The 16947-nt window shown below is 60.4% G+C and carries 15 protein-coding genes and 1 pseudogene; 11 read left to right on the plus strand and 5 right to left on the minus strand.

Annotated elements, in window-relative coordinates; genetic code table 11:
• Nucleotides 1-25: 25 nt before the first annotated feature.
• Nucleotides 26-2320 carry a formate C-acetyltransferase gene (gene pflB, locus KHQ23_RS19765; protein WP_004200320.1) on the plus strand — a complete coding sequence of 765 codons (2295 nt, stop codon included), beginning with the start codon at nucleotides 26-28 and terminating at the stop codon, nucleotides 2318-2320.
• Between the two features lie 51 nt (nucleotides 2321-2371).
• Here pflB and KHQ23_RS19770 read toward each other — a convergent pair whose 3' ends face one another.
• Entirely contained in the window at nucleotides 2372-2518 is a 147-nt protein-coding gene (locus KHQ23_RS19770; RefSeq protein WP_032409494.1) for a hypothetical protein, read from the minus strand.
• Nucleotides 2519-2831: 313 nt separating this feature from the next.
• Between KHQ23_RS19770 and KHQ23_RS19775 the strand changes: the two are divergent.
• The 5 genes and pseudogenes from KHQ23_RS19775 to KHQ23_RS19795 all read left to right on the plus strand — a co-directional run bounded on the left by KHQ23_RS19775 (nucleotide 2832) and on the right by KHQ23_RS19795 (nucleotide 7774).
• Nucleotides 2832-3866 (plus strand): annotated as a pseudogene (locus KHQ23_RS19775) (branched-chain amino acid ABC transporter substrate-binding protein).
• A 109-nt stretch (nucleotides 3867-3975) separates the two neighbouring features.
• A complete protein-coding gene (locus tag KHQ23_RS19780) occupies nucleotides 3976-4890 on the plus strand; it encodes a branched-chain amino acid ABC transporter permease (RefSeq protein WP_004175489.1) in 915 nt (304 codons plus the stop codon).
• 9 nt (nucleotides 4891-4899) lie between these two features.
• Nucleotides 4900-6186 (plus strand): high-affinity branched-chain amino acid ABC transporter permease LivM, encoded by a 1287-nt coding sequence (livM, locus tag KHQ23_RS19785; RefSeq protein ID WP_004148804.1) that lies wholly within the window; start codon nucleotides 4900-4902, stop codon nucleotides 6184-6186.
• A complete protein-coding gene (locus KHQ23_RS19790) occupies nucleotides 6183-7058 on the plus strand; it encodes an ABC transporter ATP-binding protein (protein ID WP_004200318.1) in 876 nt (291 codons plus the stop codon). The genes livM and KHQ23_RS19790 overlap by 4 nt, the downstream gene beginning before the upstream one ends.
• On the plus strand, nucleotides 7055-7774 hold the full coding sequence (locus KHQ23_RS19795; protein WP_004175491.1) for an ABC transporter ATP-binding protein: 720 nt from the start codon (nucleotides 7055-7057) through the stop codon (nucleotides 7772-7774). Before KHQ23_RS19790 ends, KHQ23_RS19795 begins: the two co-directional genes overlap by 4 nt.
• Before the next feature lie 5 nt (nucleotides 7775-7779).
• Here KHQ23_RS19795 and KHQ23_RS19800 read toward each other — a convergent pair whose 3' ends face one another.
• Entirely contained in the window at nucleotides 7780-8673 is an 894-nt protein-coding gene (locus KHQ23_RS19800; protein WP_002910720.1) for a LysR substrate-binding domain-containing protein, read from the minus strand.
• 283 nt (nucleotides 8674-8956) lie between these two features.
• Between KHQ23_RS19800 and pckA the strand changes: the two genes are divergently transcribed.
• Nucleotides 8957-10600, plus strand: a complete 1644-nt coding sequence (gene pckA, locus KHQ23_RS19805; protein ID WP_211776879.1) for a phosphoenolpyruvate carboxykinase (ATP) — start codon at nucleotides 8957-8959, stop codon at nucleotides 10598-10600.
• Between the two features lie 49 nt (nucleotides 10601-10649).
• Here the strand turns inward: pckA and KHQ23_RS19810 are convergent, their stop codons facing one another.
• Nucleotides 10650-11126 (minus strand): GNAT family N-acetyltransferase, encoded by a 477-nt coding sequence (locus KHQ23_RS19810; protein WP_002910717.1) that lies wholly within the window; start codon nucleotides 11124-11126, stop codon nucleotides 10650-10652.
• A gap of 98 nt (nucleotides 11127-11224) precedes the next feature.
• Between KHQ23_RS19810 and KHQ23_RS19815 the strand changes: the two genes are divergently transcribed.
• The 3 genes from KHQ23_RS19815 to KHQ23_RS19825 all read left to right on the plus strand — a co-directional run bounded on the left by KHQ23_RS19815 (nucleotide 11225) and on the right by KHQ23_RS19825 (nucleotide 14571).
• Nucleotides 11225-12151: a LysR family transcriptional regulator gene (locus KHQ23_RS19815; protein ID WP_032434765.1), complete on the plus strand. Its 927-nt coding sequence runs from the start codon at nucleotides 11225-11227 to the stop codon at nucleotides 12149-12151.
• Nucleotides 12152-12454: 303 nt separating this feature from the next.
• Nucleotides 12455-13750: an MFS transporter gene (locus tag KHQ23_RS19820; protein WP_004152313.1), complete on the plus strand. Its 1296-nt coding sequence runs from the start codon at nucleotides 12455-12457 to the stop codon at nucleotides 13748-13750.
• 11 nt (nucleotides 13751-13761) lie between these two features.
• On the plus strand, nucleotides 13762-14571 hold the full coding sequence (locus KHQ23_RS19825) for a substrate-binding domain-containing protein (protein ID WP_004145468.1): 810 nt from the start codon (nucleotides 13762-13764) through the stop codon (nucleotides 14569-14571).
• On the opposite strand, the gene KHQ23_RS19830 is transcribed toward KHQ23_RS19825, so the two are convergent.
• Both KHQ23_RS19830 and KHQ23_RS19835 read right to left on the minus strand, forming a co-directional pair.
• The gene (locus KHQ23_RS19830) at nucleotides 14546-15445 is read right to left on the minus strand and encodes a LysR family transcriptional regulator (protein ID WP_004152315.1); all 900 of its coding nucleotides are present in this window, start codon (nucleotides 15443-15445) and stop codon (nucleotides 14546-14548) included. The two genes, KHQ23_RS19825 and KHQ23_RS19830, sit on opposite strands and share 26 nt — an antisense overlap.
• A 109-nt stretch (nucleotides 15446-15554) precedes the next feature.
• Nucleotides 15555-16037 carry a cold-shock protein gene (locus KHQ23_RS19835; protein ID WP_002910657.1) on the minus strand — a complete coding sequence of 161 codons (483 nt, stop codon included), beginning with the start codon at nucleotides 16035-16037 and terminating at the stop codon, nucleotides 15555-15557.
• Nucleotides 16038-16227: 190 nt separating this feature from the next.
• On the opposite strand from KHQ23_RS19835, the gene KHQ23_RS19840 reads away from it, so the two are divergent.
• On the plus strand, nucleotides 16228-16926 hold the full coding sequence (locus KHQ23_RS19840; protein ID WP_032434764.1) for an RluA family pseudouridine synthase: 699 nt from the start codon (nucleotides 16228-16230) through the stop codon (nucleotides 16924-16926).
• Nucleotides 16927-16947: the final 21 nt, after the last annotated feature.

A 16947-nucleotide genomic window follows, 5' to 3' on the forward strand; every position in this document is an offset into this window, starting at 1 on the left:
TTTATTCTGTAGAGAGACGATGTTCATGAAAGTAGATATCGATACCCAGGATGTACGATACGCCGACGCCTGGCAGGGCTTTCGCGGTACGGCGTGGCAAACGCAGATCGACGTTCGCGACTTTATTCAGCATAACTACACCCCTTACGAGGGCGATGAGTCTTTCCTCGCTAACGCGACGCCAGCGACCACCGCCCTCTGGGAGCAGGTGATGGCCGGGATCCGCGTCGAGAACGCCACCCATGCGCCGGTGGATTTCGACACCAATGTCGCCACCTCCATCACCGCCCACGCGGCGGGCTATATCAACCAGCCGCTGGAAAAGATCGTCGGCCTGCAAACGGACCAGCCGCTGAAGCGCGCCCTGCATCCTTTTGGCGGCATCAAGATGATCAAAAGCGCCTTCGAGGCCTATGGTCGCGAAATGGATCCTGACTTTGAGTATCAGTTTACGGCGCTGCGTAAGACCCACAATCAGGGCGTTTTTGACGTCTATTCCCCGGATATGCTGCGCTGCCGCAAATCCGGGGTGCTGACCGGGCTACCGGACGGCTATGGCCGCGGACGGATCATCGGCGATTACCGCCGCGTGGCGCTGTACGGCATTCGCTACCTGGTCCGCGAACGTGAGCTGCAGTTTGCCGACCTGCAGCCGGCCCTTGAGCGCGGCGAGGCGCTGGAGGCCACCCTGCGCCTGCGCGAAGAGCTGGCCGAACAGCGGCGCGCGCTGCTGCAGATGCAGGAGATGGCGGCCCGCTACGGCTGCGATATCTCTCACCCGGCGCGCACTGCCCGGGAGGCCGTGCAGTGGCTCTACTTCGCCTACCTGGCGGCGGTGAAGTCGCAGAACGGCGGCGCCATGTCGCTGGGGCGCACGGCTACCTTCCTCGACATCTATATCGAACGCGATCTGCGCGCCGGTTTATTGAATGAGGAGCAGGCCCAGGAGCTCATTGATCACTTCATCATGAAGATCCGCATGGTGCGTTTCCTGCGCACCCCGGAATTTGATTCGCTGTTCTCCGGGGATCCCATCTGGGCGACGGAGGTGCTGGGCGGCATGGGGCTGGATGGTCGCACCCTGGTCAGCAAAACCACCTTCCGCTATCTGCATACTCTGCACACCATGGGCCCGGCGCCGGAGCCGAACCTGACCGTGCTCTGGTCGCAAGCGCTGCCGGCGGCGTTTAAAAAATATGCCGCCCGGGTCTCTATCGCCACCTCGTCGCTGCAGTATGAGAACGACGATCTGATGCGCAGCGATTTTCACAGCGACGACTACGCCATCGCCTGCTGCGTCAGCCCGATGGTGATCGGCAAGCAGATGCAGTTCTTCGGCGCCCGCGCCAATCTCGCCAAAACGCTGCTCTACGCGATTAACGGCGGGGTGGATGAGAAACTGAAGATTCAGGTGGGGCCGAAAACCGCACCGTTGCGCGATGAGGTGCTGGACTACGGCACCGTGATGGCCAGCCTCGACCACTTTATGGACTGGCTGGCGGTGCAGTACATCAGCGCGCTGAACATCATCCATTGCATGCATGATAAGTACAGCTACGAGGCGGCGCTGATGGCCCTGCACGACCGCGACGTCTACCGCACGATGGCCTGCGGCATCGCCGGCCTGTCGGTGGCGGCGGATTCGTTGTCGGCGATAAAGTACGCCCGGGTGAAGCCGGTGCGCGATCACCACGGGCTGGCGGTGGACTTTGTCATTGAAGGCGACTATCCGCAGTACGGCAACAACGACGATCGGGCCGATGCCATCGCCTGCGACCTGGTGGAGCGCTTTATGCGCAAAATTCAGGCGCTCCCCACCTGGCGTCAGGCGGTGCCGACCCAGTCGATCCTGACCATCACCTCCAACGTGGTATACGGCCAGAAAACCGGCAACACCCCGGACGGACGTCGGGCGGGGACGCCGTTCGCTCCGGGGGCCAATCCGATGCATGGCCGCGACCGGAAAGGGGCGGTGGCGTCGCTGACCTCGGTGGCGAAACTGCCGTTTACCTACGCCAAAGATGGCATCTCGTATACCTTCTCCATCGTGCCGGCGGCGCTCGGCAAAGCCCCGTCAGCGCAGGAAAACAACCTGGTGGGCCTGCTGGACGGCTACTTCCACCACGAGGAGACGGTGGAGGGGGGACAGCATCTCAACGTCAATGTGCTGAACCGGGAAAAGCTGCTCGATGCGATAGAACACCCGGAGCAGTATCCGAATCTGACGATCCGCGTCTCCGGCTATGCGGTCCGCTTTAACGCGCTGACCCGCGAACAGCAGCAGGATGTGATCTCCCGAACGTTCACCAGTCAACTCTGAGCGGCCACCGGGTCACAGGAGAGCCTTTAACGGGCTCTCCTGTTATCATCTTCACATTACCGCAACAAAATATTCACCACTGTTGATCATATTCGCATTTTTGCACCACGCTGGCGCGCAGCGACCGCTAACTGCATCTATGTTTAGCTCACGGGCCGGTACGGATACCGCGTTGTCCGGCTCGCCACGTGATGGCAACCGATCTCCTGACCTGAAAGGGAATGCGCCCTTGCCGGATGCGGCACGGGTTGCCGTCGCGTGCGTACCGACCGGGGCGACTGTTCTCCGGTGTTCCACTCCTTCCTGGCGGGATTTTTGCTTCTTCCACCCTGGCCGTCCTGGCGCTGCGCCAACGTCGGCACCACACGGTAAGTGATATTTTCTGCGTCATTCCATGACGCCAGGCTTTACATCGCTGAGGAATATCCGAATGTCTTTGAAACTGAAAACAATGACGCTTCATGTTGTGATAGCAGGTTGTATGAGCATGGCCTTTTACGCCTAGGCAGACGTGAAGATCGGCGTCGCCGGGCCCTTTACCGGCCCCAACGCCACCTACGGCGCCCAGTACTGGAAGGGGGCCTCGCAGGCGGTGGCCGATATCAATGCCGCCGGCGGCATCAAAGGCGAAAAGATTGTGCTGGTGCAGGGGGATGACGCGTGCGAACCGAAGCAGGCGGTGGCGGTGGCCAACCGGCTGGTGGATGAAGCGAAAGTCTCCGCCGTGGTGGGGCACTTTTGCTCTTCCTCAACGATGCCGGCCTCCGAGGTATATGACGAAGCCGGGATCCTGACCATTACCCCCGGCTCGACCAACCCGCAGATCACCGAGCGCGGCATGAAAGATCTCTTCCGCATGTGTGGTCGTGACGATCAGCAGGGGGCGATCGCCGCCAACTATATGCTGGACGTGCTGAAGGCGAAGAAAATCGCCGTCATCCACGATAAAGACACCTATGGTCAGGGGCTGGCCGATGCCACCCGCGCGGCGCTGGCGAAGCGGGGTACCAAAGAAGTGTTGTACGAAGGCCTTTCCCGCGGTGAAAAAGACTTTAACGCCCTGGTGACCAAGATCGGCGCCCTCAAGCCGGACGTGGTCTACTTTGGCGGCTGCCATCCGGAAGCGGGCCCGCTGGTGCGCCAGATGCGCGAGCAGGGGGTGCAGGCCAAATTCTTCTCCGGCGACTGTATCGTCACCGAGGAACTGGTCACGGCCGCCGGCGGGCCGCAGTTCACCAACGGCGTGCTGATGACCTTTGGTCAGGATCCGCGCACCCTCCCGGACGGCAAAGCGGTGATCGAGAAGTTCCGCGCCAGCGGCTTTGAGCCGGAAGGTTATACCCTCTACGCCTACGCCTCTATTCAGGCTATCGCCGCGGCCTAGAACGCCGTCGGTATCGATAACGCCAAAGCCAGCGACTGGCTGAAGAGCCACGACGTCGAGACGGTGATGGGCAAGAAAGCCTGGGATGGCAAAGGCGACCTCAAGGTGTCCGACTACGTGGTCTATCAGTGGGACGACAAGGGCAAATATCACCAGCTCTGATCGGCCACGACCTGAGGACGCTCTGTCCTTTTGACTTGCGAATTGTCACATGACGGCGGTTGACCGGGAACGGAACCCGGCGGCCGTCTGCCTGGCGGCTGGAGGGGCTATGACGGCGTTTTTTCTGCAACAACTGATCAATGGGCTGACGCTGGGCGCGGTGTACGGCTTAATCGCCATCGGCTACACCATGGTGTATGGGATCATCGGCATGATCAACTTCGCCCACGGCGAGGTGTATATGGTCTCCGCCTACCTGTGCGCCATCGGCCTGGCGCTGCTCTCTTTCTTCGGGATCCACTCCTTTCCGCTGCTGATTTTCGCCACCCTGGTGTTCACCATTGTGGTCACCGGCGTATACGGCTGGGCGATCGAGCGCATCGCCTACCGGCCGCTGCGCAACTCGACGCGGCTGGCGCCGCTGATCTCGGCTATCGGGATGTCGCTGATCCTGCAGAACTATGTCCAGCTGAGCCAGGGGCCGAACCAGCAGGGGATCCCGACGCTGCTTAGCGGCGCGTTGCGCATGACGGTGGGCGATGGGGTGGTGCAGATCACCTGGACCAAGGTGTTTATTCTCGTCGCGGCGCTGGTGGGGATGCTTATCCTGACCTGGATTATTCAGTATACCCGGCTGGGGCGCATCTGCCGCGCCACCCAGCAGGACCGGCGCATGGCGGCGATCCTTGGCATCAATACCGACCGGGTGATCTCCCTAGTGTTTGTCATCGGCGCGGCGATGGCCGGTCTGGCCGGCGTGCTGGTGACCATGAACTACGGCACCTTCGACTTCTATATCGGATTTATTATCGGCATCAAAGCCTTCACCGCCGCGGTGCTGGGCGGGATCGGCTCGCTGCCTGGCGCGATGCTGGGTGGTCTGCTGCTTGGGGTGGCCGAAGCCCAGTTCGCCGGGCTGGTGAATTCGGATTACAAAGATGTCTTTTCCTTTGCGCTGCTGGTGGCGATCCTGATTTTTCGCCCGCAGGGGCTGCTGGGACGTCCGCTGGTGGCCAAGGTCTAAGGAGGCTTTATGGGTGAAATTACGCGCCAGCCTGCGCGGGCTATCCAAAACGCGCTGATCGACAGCGTACTGGCCGGCCTTTGCGCGTTAATTGTCTTTGGCCCGATCGTCGGCGTGGTGCTCAAAGGGTATGGTTTTACCCTCGCGCCTGCGCGGGTGGCGATTCTGGTGGCGGTGGTGATGGCCGGCAGGCTGGCGCTCAGTCTGCTGCTGCAGAGCCACAGGGGAAAAGCCTTTATTGCCCGCTTTGAGGGGGCGGATGACGGGGTGTACGTCCGGCCGCCGGGCTACCGCTCGCGGCTGCGCTGGATAATACCGCTGCTGGTGGGGCTGGCCATTGTCTTTCCGTTTCTCGCCACAAAATATCTGCTGACCGTGGCCATTCTTGGGCTGATCTACGTTCTGCTTGGCCTGGGGTTGAATATTGTGGTGGGTCTCGCGGGCCTGCTCGATCTGGGCTATGTGGCGTTTTACGCCATCGGCGCCTACGGCCTGGCGCTGGGCTACCAGTACCTGGGACTTGGCTTCTGGGCGATGCTGCCGCTGGGGGCGGTGATGGCGGCTCTCGCCGGGGCGTTGCTGGGCTTTCCGGTGCTGCGTATGCATGGCGACTATCTGGCCATCGTCACCCTCGGCTTTGGCGAAATTATCCGCCTGGTGCTCAACAACTGGGTGAGCTTTACCGGCGGCCCTAACGGCGTACCGGTGCCATCCCCCACGCTGTTTGGCCTCGAGTTTACCCGCCGGGCCAAGGATGGCGGCATCCCCATCCATGAGTTTTTCCACGTCAGCTACAACCCCAACCTGAAATTCATCTTTCTCTACGCCGTGCTGTGCCTGGTGGTGATGCTGGTGCTGCTGGTGAAGCATCGCCTGACGCGGATGCCCATCGGCCGCGCCTGGGAGGCGCTGCGAGAGGATGAGATCGCCTGTCGGGCGATGGGGCTCAACCACGTGCTGGTGAAGCTCTCGGCGTTTATGCTCGGCGCGTCGACGGCCGGCATCGCCGGGGTGTTCTTCGCCAGCTATCAGGGGTTTGTTAACCCGACGTCGTTCACCTTTTTTGAGTCGGCGCTGATCCTGGCGATTGTGGTGCTCGGGGGAATGGGCTCCACCCTGGGAGTGGTACTGGCGGCGTTTGTTCTGACGGTCACCCCGGAACTGCTGCGCGGTTTTGACGAATATCGGGTGCTGCTGTTCGGCGTGCTGATGGTGATGATGATGATCTGGCGGCCGCGCGGCCTGGTGCGCACCAGCCGCAGCGGGGTTGCGTTGCGAAAAGGAGTCGCGCCATGACCGACAGCATCTTACGCGTTGAGCATCTGATGATGCATTTCGGCGGCATCAAAGCGCTGAATGATGTCAATCTGGAGGTGGAGCGGGGGTCGATCACCGCCCTGATCGGCCCCAACGGCGCGGGCAAGACCACGGTGTTTAACTGCCTGACCGGTTTTTATCGGGCGACGGGGGGCAGTATCGTGCTGCGGGCGCGGGAAAAGGTCACCGATGTTATTCAGGTGCTGGGGCAGAAGCTTCACCCGGACGATTTTCTCCACCCGGCGCAGCTGGGGAGGCGGATCTATTACAAGATGTTCGGTGGCACCCATCTGGTGAACCGCGCTGGCCTGGCGCGCACCTTCCAGAATATACGTTTATTCCGCGAGATGTCGGTGATCGAGAACCTGCTGGTGGCCCAGCATACCCAGGTCAACCGCCATCTGCTGGCCGGGATCCTCAATACCCGTGGGTATCGGCAGGCGGAGAATCAGGCGCTGGATCGCGCTTTTTACTGGCTGGAGGTGGTGGAGATGGTGGACTGCGCCAACCGTCTGGCGGGGACCCTCTCCTACGGACAGCAGCGGCGGCTGGAGATCGCCCGCGCCATGTGCACCCGTCCGGAGATGATCTGTCTGGACGAGCCGGCCGCCGGCCTCAACCCGGTGGAAACCCAGGCGCTGAGCCGGATTATTCGCTTTCTGCGCCAGCAGCACGGCATTACGGTGCTACTGATCGAGCATGATATGGGGATGGTGATGGAGATTTCGGATCATATCATCGTCCTCGATCACGGGGACGTCATCGCCCGCGGCGCGCCGCAGGCGATCCAGGCCAACGCCAGTGTGATTGCCGCCTATCTTGGCGCTGAGGAAGAGGAGACGCGCCGATGAGCCAGCCTTTGCTTGCCTTTAATGAGGTGGATGTCTTCTACGGGCCGATCCAGGCCCTGAAGCAGGTCTCCCTCACCGTCAACGAGGGGGAGACGGTGGCGCTGATCGGCGCCAACGGCGCCGGTAAATCAACGCTGCTGATGTCGGTCTTCGGCCAGCCGCGCATTGCCGGCGGGGAGATTTTCTATCGCGGGGAGGCGATCAGCCGGAAATCGACCCACTTTATCGCCAGCAACGGCATCGCCCAGGCCCCGGAAGGGCGGCGCATCTTTCCCGATATGACCGTCGAGGAGAATCTGCTAATGGGGACCATTGCCATTGGCAACCGCTATCAGGCCGAGGACAAGGCGCGAATGTACCAGCTGTTCCCCCGGCTGGAAGAGCGGCGGGGACAGCGGGCGATGACCCTCTCCGGCGGCGAGCAGCAGATGCTGGCCATCGCCCGGGCGCTGATGAGCCGACCGCGCCTGCTGCTGCTGGATGAGCCGAGCCTGGGGCTGGCGCCGCTGGTGGTGAAGCAGATTTTTCAGATCCTGCGCGAGCTGACGGCCCAGGGGATGACGCTGTTTCTGGTGGAGCAGAATGCCCGCCATGCCCTCAACCTGTCGGACCGCGCCTACGTGATGGTGAACGGCCAGATCCGCCTGAGCGGTAGCGGCCAGACGCTGCTCAACGACCCGGAGGTGCGTAAGGCATATCTGGGGATCAGCGGCTGAGGGGGTTATTCCCGCGGTTCGTTACGGGTTTTAATGTGCTGCCAGAAACGTTCGGCGGCCTGGTTAAGCCGCGAGCCGGAGCGGTAGAGCCAGGCGCCGATCGGCAGCGACAGGCTCTCATCGAGGATCGTCAGCCGGCCTTCGTCCAGCTCGCGCTGAATAGAGTATTGCGGCAGCCAGCCCACGCCGTCGCCATTGAGGATCATGCGCTTGAGCAGCTCGCTCATGGAAGAGACAAAGGTGAGAGAGAAGGTAATCTCCGGCGTGCGGTCGATCACCTGGTTCACCTGGCGCCCCATATAGCTGTCGTTGGCGTATTTCATCAGCGGCAGCACGCCGCGATGTAAATGAAACAGCGGGCGGCCATGTTCGTCGCAGGGAGAGACCAGGTGCAGGTAAGAATCAAAAATTTTATGATTAATAAACGGATAGTTCATTAATTCTTCATTATAGAAGGAGAGGATAAAATCGCTTTTTCCCTCTTTCAGGTTAAATACGGCGTCGTTGACGTTAATCGATTCAACATGAAAAGTCTTATTTTTACGGTCGGTGTAACCGGCGATGATCTCCGGCAGTAATAACACCGACAGCGAAGGGGCGGCGTCGATTCTTATTTTCTGGGTAGTGTTATTTAAGCCTTTAATACGGCTGATCTGAAAATCCATGTCATCGAGCATATTTCGCGCATAGCCGACAAAAATTTTCCCGCGGTTGGTCAGCTGCAGAGGGTTGGCGCTACGATCGAAGATGCTGAATCCGAGGGAAGCCTCCAGCGACTGGATGCGTCGGCTGAACGAAGACTGAGAGATGTTGCGGGCTTTGGCCGCCAGGGTAAAGCTGCGCGACTCCTCAAGGGCAATCACATCATACAGCCATTTTACTTCCAGATTTGCCAACACCGATCCAGTCCTCAAAAACGCAATAAAGGCTATGCAATTTTAGCATAGCGCATAGAAACTATGCAATTAACATAATTATCGACAGGTGTTAACATTTTTTGGAAAGTTGAGATTTATGAATGCATATCGGCGACCCTACATGAGCACGATATGAAATCGCGACTCACGGTTATTTATTGCTTTATTTCATTGTCCAGGACTTATCTTATTAAATATCCGGCGACGATGACGAAAGCAATGAATAACCCAGGCCTCTTACCTTAAATAGTTTGTCAGGAGTTCCATGTCACAACAAATTGAATCAGTTAAAATGGCTCTGCAGGAGCTGGGGATTAATGCAAGCGGCGAATTCTTTTACAACCCTGATTACGATTTGCTTATTGCACATGAAACCGCTCCTGAACTGACCGGCGCGGCCCGCGGCGTGATGACCGACTCTGGCGCTGTGGCTGTTGATACCGGGATCTTCACCGGCCGTTCACCGCGCGATAAATACATCGTCCGCGACGAACAGACTCGCGACACCGTCTGGTGGGCAGACTCCGGCCTCGGCCGCAATGACAACAAACCGTTATCGCCAGACGTGTGGCGCAGCCTGAAAAGCCTGGTCGCGGGCCAGCTGAGCGGCAAAAAACTGTACGTCATCGACGCCTGGTGCGGCGCCAGCCCGGACACCCGTCTTGGCGTACGCTTCGTTACCGAGGTGGCGTGGCAGGCCCACTTTGTCAAAAACATGTTTATCGTGCCAAGCGCCGACGAGCTGGCCAGCTTTACGCCAGACTTCGTGGTGCTCAACGGCGCGGGCTGCACCAATGCCAACTGGCAGGCGCAGGGGATGAACTCCGAGAACTTTGTCGCCTTTAATCTGAGCGAGCGTATTCAGCTCATCGGCGGTACCTGGTACGGCGGCGAAATGAAGAAAGGGCTGTTCTCGGTCATGAACTACCTGCTGCCGCAGAAAAGCATCGCGTCGATGCACTGCTCGGCCAACCGTGGCGAAGCAGGGGACGTGGCGCTGTTCTTCGGCCTCTCCGGGACCGGGAAAACCACCCTGTCGACCGATCCGCATCGTCAGCTGATCGGCGATGATGAGCACGGTTGGGACGATGACGGCGTGTTTAACTTCGAAGGCGGCTGCTACGCTAAGACCATCAATCTCGATCCGCAGGCGGAGCCGGAGATTTATGGCGCCATCCGCCGCAATGCGCTGCTGGAAAACGTGGTGGTGCGCGCTGACGGCAGCGTGGATTATGCCGACGGCAGCAAAACCGAAAACACCCGCGTCTCCTATCCGCTGTCGCATATCGACAATATCGTCAAGCCGGTGTCCCGCGCGGGCTATCCGTCGAAGGTGATTTTCCTTGCCGCCGATGCGTTTGGCGTTCTGCCGCCGGTCTCCCGTCTGACCACCGAGCAGATGCAGTACCATTTCCTGTCGGGTTTCACCTCGAAGCTGGCGGGCACCGAGCGCGGCATTACCCAGCCGACGCCGACCTTCTCCGCCTGCTATGGCGCGGCGTTCCTGCTGCTTCACCCGACCCAGTACGCCAGCGTCCTGGCGGCGAAGATGGCGGAATCCGGCGCCGAAGCCTGGCTGGTCAACACCGGCTGGAACGGCGAGGGTAAACGCCTGTCGCTGCGCGATACCCGCAGCATCATTAGCGCGATCCTCAACGGCACTACCGGCCCGCTGCGCGAGGAGACCATCCCGGTGTTCGGTCTTGCGATCCCGCAGAGCATTCCAGGGGTAGACAGCGCGGCGCTGGATCCGCGTAATGGCTGGAGTTCAGCGGATAAATGGCAGGAGAAGGCCGAGAGCCTGGCTCAGCTGTTTATGGATAACTTCAAGCAGTACAGCGATACCGAAGCGGGTGCGCGTCTGGCGCTGGCCGGTCCGCAGCTGCAGAAGAGCGCGGTCGAAGCCTGATCCGCGGCCAGCAGGTCGACGCCTGGCGCCGACCTGCTGGCGAGCCGCTTTACTCCGCAAAGGCCCGCAGCGCATCGCCAGTGAGGCGATAACGCACCCACTCATCCTGCGGCTGCGCGCCAATGCTCAGATAGAAATCAATCGCCGGCTGGTTCCAGTCGAGCACGCTCCACTCCAGACGCCCGCACTGACGTTGTACAGCATATTGCGCGATGGTTTTCAGCAGCGCTTTTCCGGCGCCGATCCCGCGATAGTCGGGGGTGACGTACAGATCCTCCATATAGATACCATTGCGTCCAAGCCAGGTGGAGTAGCTGGTGAAGAACACCGCGTAGCCCACCGCTTTGCCTGCCACCTCGCAGATCAGCGCTTCGGTTTTGCTGCCGCTGGCAAACAGCGTCTCTCTGATCTCCTCTGGCGTCGTCACTACCTCTTCGGGGGCTTTCTCGTAGACCGCGAGTTCATAAATCATGTCGTAGATAGCGGTGGCGTCGTCCGGGGTGGCCTGGCGGATTGTGATGCTCATGGGGTGTCCTGTATCCATAGTCAAAAGAGAGCAAAATTGCTGACCCTGAGGATAAGCGGTATTGTGAAAAGAATTAAGTGCAATGAAATCAGCAAACGATGAATATTATGCATCCTGTCCTGCGCCGGATTGACCTCAACCTGTTGCCGGTCTTTGACGCGGTCTATCGCTCCCGCTCGGTACGCCTGGCGGCGGAAGAGCTGGCGATGAGCACCTCGGCGCTGAGCCATGCGCTTTCCCGGCTGCGCAGCGCCCTCAACGATCCGCTGTTCTACCGCGAAGGCCACCGGATGTGCCCCAGCGTCTATGCCAGCCAGCTGGCGCCCTCTATCGCTTCGGCGCTGAAGTTTCTCAACCAGGAGCTGACGCCGCCGGCGGCGTTTGTGCCGGCCGCCAGCACCGACTGCATGCAGATTGCGATCACCGATTTCACCGCGTTCTGCGTCTTTCCGACGCTGTTGCATCACCTGCAGCGTGAGGCGCCCGGGCTGCGGTTTGAGCTCCGTTATCTGCCCCACAGCCCGGCGCTGACCGAGCTGCTGGCGGGCGAGGTCGACCTGGCCCTCGGGTTCAATACCCCTGACGAGCCAGCCCATCCCGATCTTGAGGAGATTAACTGGCTGCGGGACGAATATGTGGTCATCAGCCAGGCCAACCGGACGGCGCTGACCTTGGACGCCTACCTTGCGGCCCGTCATCTGGTGGTGACCCCGTGGAATGAGCGGCAGGGGGTGCTGGACTGTGAGCTGGAGCGACAGGGCTATTCGCGGCAGGTGGCGATGAAAACCCCCTCGATGCTGAGCGCGCCCTTTATTATTGAGCAGAGCGACCTGTTGATGGCGCTGCCCCGGCGGGCGGCGGAGACGATGGCCCGCGCCGCCCGGCTGACCATTTTCCCGCTGCCGTTTCCGGTTCCGCCGTTTGACGTCAAGATTTACGCCCACCAACGCAGCGGGAAACGCGAGGCTACCCGCTGGCTTATCTCCCTGTTGCAGACGCTGGTGGGGGAGTCCACCGCTTCCTGACGCGCTTTCCAGCCGGCAGGGTATTTTGTTACCCCAGGCCAGGTTTTATGCCTTCAACCCACGGCGACATATCCTGGCCCCGGTCACAAAACGGAAAACTGACTTTTTCGCCGTCACCCGCGGCGTGGTTAGGACGGTGTGTGTTAAACGATTGTATGTAAAAGTAATGTTAATTAATTAAATGTTATTCATGCGTAAAATGCATTAGTGGATGCGTTTATTACGCTTATTTCGTTCCCGGTTCTGTTTCAGTCTTCAGCGACAGGCGCGCGACAACGCGTGGATAACAAACTGGAGACCTGCATGCATTCAACAACCTCACAGATGAGTACCCGTGACCGGATCGGCGCCATTCTGCGCGTCACGTCCGGTAACTTTCTCGAACAGTTCGACTTTTTTCTGTTCGGGTTTTATGCCACCTACATCGCCCATACCTTTTTTCCGGCGAGCAGTGAATTCGCCTCGCTGATGATGACCTTCGCAGTCTTTGGCGCCGGCTTTTTGATGCGCCCCATCGGCGCTATCGTACTTGGCGCCTATATCGACAAGGTGGGGCGGCGCAAGGGGCTGATCGTCACCCTGTCGATCATGGCCACCGGCACCTTCCTGATCGTGCTGATCCCCTCTTATCAGACCATTGGCCTGTGGGCGCCGCTGCTGGTGCTGATCGGCCGTCTGCTGCAGGGCTTTTCCGCAGGCGCCGAGCTGGGCGGGGTGTCGGTCTATCTGGCCGAGATCGCCACCTCGGGCCGCAAAGGCTTTTACACCAGCTGGCAGTCGGGCAGTCAGCAGGTTGCCATCATGGTGGCAGCCGCAATGGGCTTTGCCCTCAACGCGGTACTGGAGCCGAGCGCTATCAGCGACTGGGGCTGGCGTATTCCGTTCCTTTTCGGCTGCCTGATTGTTCCGTTCATTTTTATCCTGCGCCGTAAGCTGGAGGAGACCCAGGAGTTTACTGCCCGCCGCCATCATCTGGCGATGCGCCAGGTATTCGCCACCCTGCTGGCGAACTGGCAGGTGGTTATCGCCGGGATGATGATGGTGGCGATGACCACCACCGCGTTCTACCTGATCACCGTCTATGCCCCGACCTTTGGTAAAAAGGTGCTGATGCTCAGCGCCTCTGACAGCCTGCTGGTCACGCTGCTGGTGGCGATTTCCAACTTCTTCTGGCTGCCGGTGGGCGGGGCGCTGTCCGACCGCTTTGGCCGCCGGTCGGTGCTGATCGCCATGACCCTGCTGGCGCTGGCTACCGCCTGGCCTGCGCTGACCATGCTGGCGAACGCCCCGAGCTTTTTGATGATGCTGAGCGTGCTGCTGTGGCTGTCGTTTATCTACGGCATGTACAACGGGGCGATGATCCCGGCGCTGACCGAAATTATGCCCGCCGAAGTGCGCGTGGCAGGTTTCTCGCTGGCCTACAGCCTGGCGACCGCGGTGTTTGGCGGCTTCACGCCGGTGATTTCCACAGCGCTGATTGAGTATACCGGTGATAAAGCGTCTCCCGGCTACTGGATGAGCTTTGCCGCCATCTGCGGCCTGCTGGCCACTTGCTACCTCTATCGCCGTAGCGCCGTTGCGCTGCAGACGGCACGTTAATCAGGGAGAAGATGATGCGTAAAACGACAGGAACCCTGCTCGCCACGCTGCTGCTGGCCGCCACCGGCGGCAGCGCGTTGTCCGCTGAGGTCACCGTGATGATCTCCGGCGGCTTCAAAGCGGCGCTGGAAAAGCTGGCCCCGGCGTGGGAAAAACAAACCGGCAACCACCTCGTGGTGATCCCTGGCCCGTCGATGGGAAAAACGCCGCAGGCGATCCCTAACCGTCTGGCGCGCGGCGAACACGCGGACGTGGTGATCATGGTCGGGGACGCGCTGACCAGCCTCGAGAAAGCGGGCCGTACGCAACCGGATTCGCGCCGGGAGCTGGCCGACTCGCCGATCGGCGTGGTGGTGAAGGCGGGGGCGCCGCTGCCGGCTATCCACAACGCAGACCAGCTGCGGGCGACGCTGCTGGCGGCGCCATCGGTCGCGTATTCCGACAGCGCCAGCGGACGCTATGTCAGCTCGACGCTGTTCCACACCCTGGGCATTGATGACGCGATGCAGAGTAAAGCGCAGATGGTGGAGCGCATTCCGGTGGCCTCGGAAGTGGCCAAGGGACGGTATGCGATCGGTTTTCAGCAGGTGAGCGAACTGCTGCCGGTGCCCGGCGTAACCTTCGTCGGCGAACTGCCGGATAACCTGCAGTATATCACCCGCTTTGCCGGGGCGGTGACCATCAGCGCCGACCACCCGCAGGAAGGCAAGGCGCTGCTGACGTATCTGGCGTCACCGGCGGCGCAGGAGACCATCCACGCCACCGGTATGCGAAGCGTAGCCGCCGCCGCGCCGGTCAGCCAGAAGGATACTGTTCAATAATCAGCTTCTCCAGCTCTGCCGCCACGTAGGACTGAATACGGCCGCTGAGGCGGATCAGGCCTACCGTACGCGTGACCACCGGGTCGGTGAGCGGCACAGCGCGGAGAACGGAATGCTCCCCGGCGGGCATCGACATCGCGGGCACGGCGGCAATGCCGATGCCCGCTTCCACCATCCCCAGCATCGTGGTGACGTGGCGGGTTTCGCAGATACTTGGCCGCGCCGGCGTCAGATGCGCCAGCTCCCGGTCAAGCAGCGTCCGGTTGCCGGAGACCCGATCCAGGCCAATATAATCCTGTTCAAAATACGCCTGCCAGCTTAGGTGCGTCTTGCGCGCCAGCGGATGATCGTGCCGACAGGCGGCCACATAGCGGTCGTCGGCAAGAGGGGTGAATTCGATACTGGCTGGCAGGTTTTTGGCAAAGCAGAGGCCAAAGTCAGCCTGTCCGCTGCTGACCGCCTCGATCACATTCCCGACGCTGCTGTCAATCAACCGGATGCGCACCTGGGGATAACGCGCCTGAAAGCTGCGGATGATTTCCGGCATAAAGTAGTAGGCGGCGGAAGGCACTGTCGCCACCGTCACCAGCCCGGTGCGCGCCTTGCTGACCTGGCTGATATCCGCCAGCACCGTCTCGACATGGGCCAGCAGCTGCTCCGAACGTTCGGCAAAATTTTGTCCATACAGCGTGAGGGTCACCCGCCGGGTGGTGCGATCGAACAGCCGGTTGCCCAGCGCCGTCTCCAGCTTTTCGATGCGTCGGCTAAGGGCCGACTGCGACAGGCAGATGGATTCGGCCGCCAGCCGAAAACTGCCATATTCCATCAGGGCGCGAAAGGCGTAGAGATCGTTGAAGTCAAAATTTACGGGCATGGCGGCATCCTTATCGGCTCTCTGGCGCCATCGCCCCGTCCGGCGAGGGGCGATGGCGGGTAGCATATCGGGCAGGACTTCGGGCGCGCGGGAAACCGCGCGCCAGGGCTTACACCTTAAGCAGTTTTACCGTGGCATCGATATCGATTTCGTCTTCCGAAAAGATCAGGGTTGTCCCCTGAAAGGTGGTGATCGCCAGCTTTTTCACCGAGCGCATCTCTCCCGGCTGCACCGTGGCTTTTGGCCGGATGCTGTTCATCAGCAGCCCGACCGACAGCACGGCGTTTTCTTTATCGACGCGGGTCTCGACCGGCTCTTCTTCCCGGTACACCACATAGGATTTGATGGAGGTCAGCTTCAACCGCTCGCCGGCAATATAGATATATTTGCTTTCCGGAATGACCTTCACCGCGTAGGCCGACAGCCCTTTATTGTTGGTGGTAGGTTCGAAAGTCACCGCCGCGTCTTTCTTGATAAGATCAGGATTGGCGACCTTAATCACGTGAAAATAACGATTTTCGCCGTTTTCATCTTTGATAAATCCAAAACCTTTATCTTTAAACCACGTTGTGATTGTTCCGTTCATCGCCATTACCGTATTACTCGTTGGTTAACACAAATTTTGCAGCGCGCAGTGTAAAGCACATTGCCTGTACAGGCCATGCCTTTGCGATAAGTGTGGGTGATAAATGACGCCGCCGCGAGGGCGGATTGTGCGCCAGCATCGTGCCGGTGGGCAAAATGAGGTACTATCGCCAGCCACTCCTTCTTCGGGCCGCCTGATGTCCACCATTATCGATACCTTTGTCGCGCCGCCGTGCCGCGAACAGATCACCCTCTTGTATCAGGACGAACACCTGGTGCTGATCAATAAGCCCGCCGGGCTGCTGAGCCTGTCGGGCAAAGATCCGCGCAACCTCGACTCCGTGCATCACCGGCTGGTTCAGCGCTTTCCGGGCTGCACCCTGGTGCACCGCCTGGACTTCGGCACCTCCGGCCTGATGGTGATCGCCCGCAACAAGGGCATTAACGCCTTGCTGTGCCAGCAGTTCAGCCAGCGCACGGTGGAAAAGGTCTATACGGCGCTGCTGTGCGGCCACCTGGCGGAAGACGAGGGGATAGTGGAGGCGGCAATCGCCAAAGATCCGGCCCATTTCCCGCGCATGGCGCTCTGCGCCCGCCACGGCAAACCGGCGCGTTCGCGCTATCGGGTCATAGACCGCCTGTATCAGGCGCGAGAAGGCGAGAGGGCGCTGGCGTTAACCCGGGTGACGCTCACCCCGGAGACCGGACGGACCCATCAGCTGCGTATTCACTGCCAGCTGCTGGGCTATCCGATCCTTGGCTGCGATCTGTACGGTGGCCGGGAGCTGCCCGGCACGGAATGCGCTTCGCGGCTGATGCTGCACGCCAGCGAACTGCGCTTTGTCCACCCCGTCAGCCATGAGCCGATGCATATCCAGCAGGCGAGCCCGTTTTGATCGCCCGCGGCGGGAAAGCCC

This window comes from Klebsiella sp. 64 (assembly GCF_018223915.1).
GTDB classification, from domain to species: domain Bacteria; phylum Pseudomonadota; class Gammaproteobacteria; order Enterobacterales; family Enterobacteriaceae; genus Klebsiella; species Klebsiella pneumoniae.

Coding starts and splice junctions, on each gene's coding strand:
- KHQ23_RS19825 (WP_004145468.1), top strand. CDS start 13,762: ATGATGCGTAAAACGACAGGAACCCTGCTCGCCACGCTGCTGCTGGCC.
- KHQ23_RS19830 (WP_004152315.1), bottom strand. CDS start 15,445: ATGCCCGTAAATTTTGACTTCAACGATCTCTACGCCTTTCGCGCCCTG.
- KHQ23_RS19820 (WP_004152313.1), top strand. CDS start 12,455: ATGCATTCAACAACCTCACAGATGAGTACCCGTGACCGGATCGGCGCC.
- KHQ23_RS19810 (WP_002910717.1), bottom strand. CDS start 11,126: ATGAGCATCACAATCCGCCAGGCCACCCCGGACGACGCCACCGCTATC.
- KHQ23_RS19790 (WP_004200318.1), top strand. CDS start 6,183: ATGACCGACAGCATCTTACGCGTTGAGCATCTGATGATGCATTTCGGC.
- pflB (WP_004200320.1), top strand. CDS start 26: ATGAAAGTAGATATCGATACCCAGGATGTACGATACGCCGACGCCTGG.
- KHQ23_RS19780 (WP_004175489.1), top strand. CDS start 3,976: ATGACGGCGTTTTTTCTGCAACAACTGATCAATGGGCTGACGCTGGGC.
- pckA (WP_211776879.1), top strand. CDS start 8,957: ATGTCACAACAAATTGAATCAGTTAAAATGGCTCTGCAGGAGCTGGGG.
- livM (WP_004148804.1), top strand. CDS start 4,900: ATGGGTGAAATTACGCGCCAGCCTGCGCGGGCTATCCAAAACGCGCTG.
- KHQ23_RS19795 (WP_004175491.1), top strand. CDS start 7,055: ATGAGCCAGCCTTTGCTTGCCTTTAATGAGGTGGATGTCTTCTACGGG.
- KHQ23_RS19840 (WP_032434764.1), top strand. CDS start 16,228: ATGTCCACCATTATCGATACCTTTGTCGCGCCGCCGTGCCGCGAACAG.
- KHQ23_RS19835 (WP_002910657.1), bottom strand. CDS start 16,037: ATGGCGATGAACGGAACAATCACAACGTGGTTTAAAGATAAAGGTTTT.
- KHQ23_RS19815 (WP_032434765.1), top strand. CDS start 11,225: ATGAATATTATGCATCCTGTCCTGCGCCGGATTGACCTCAACCTGTTG.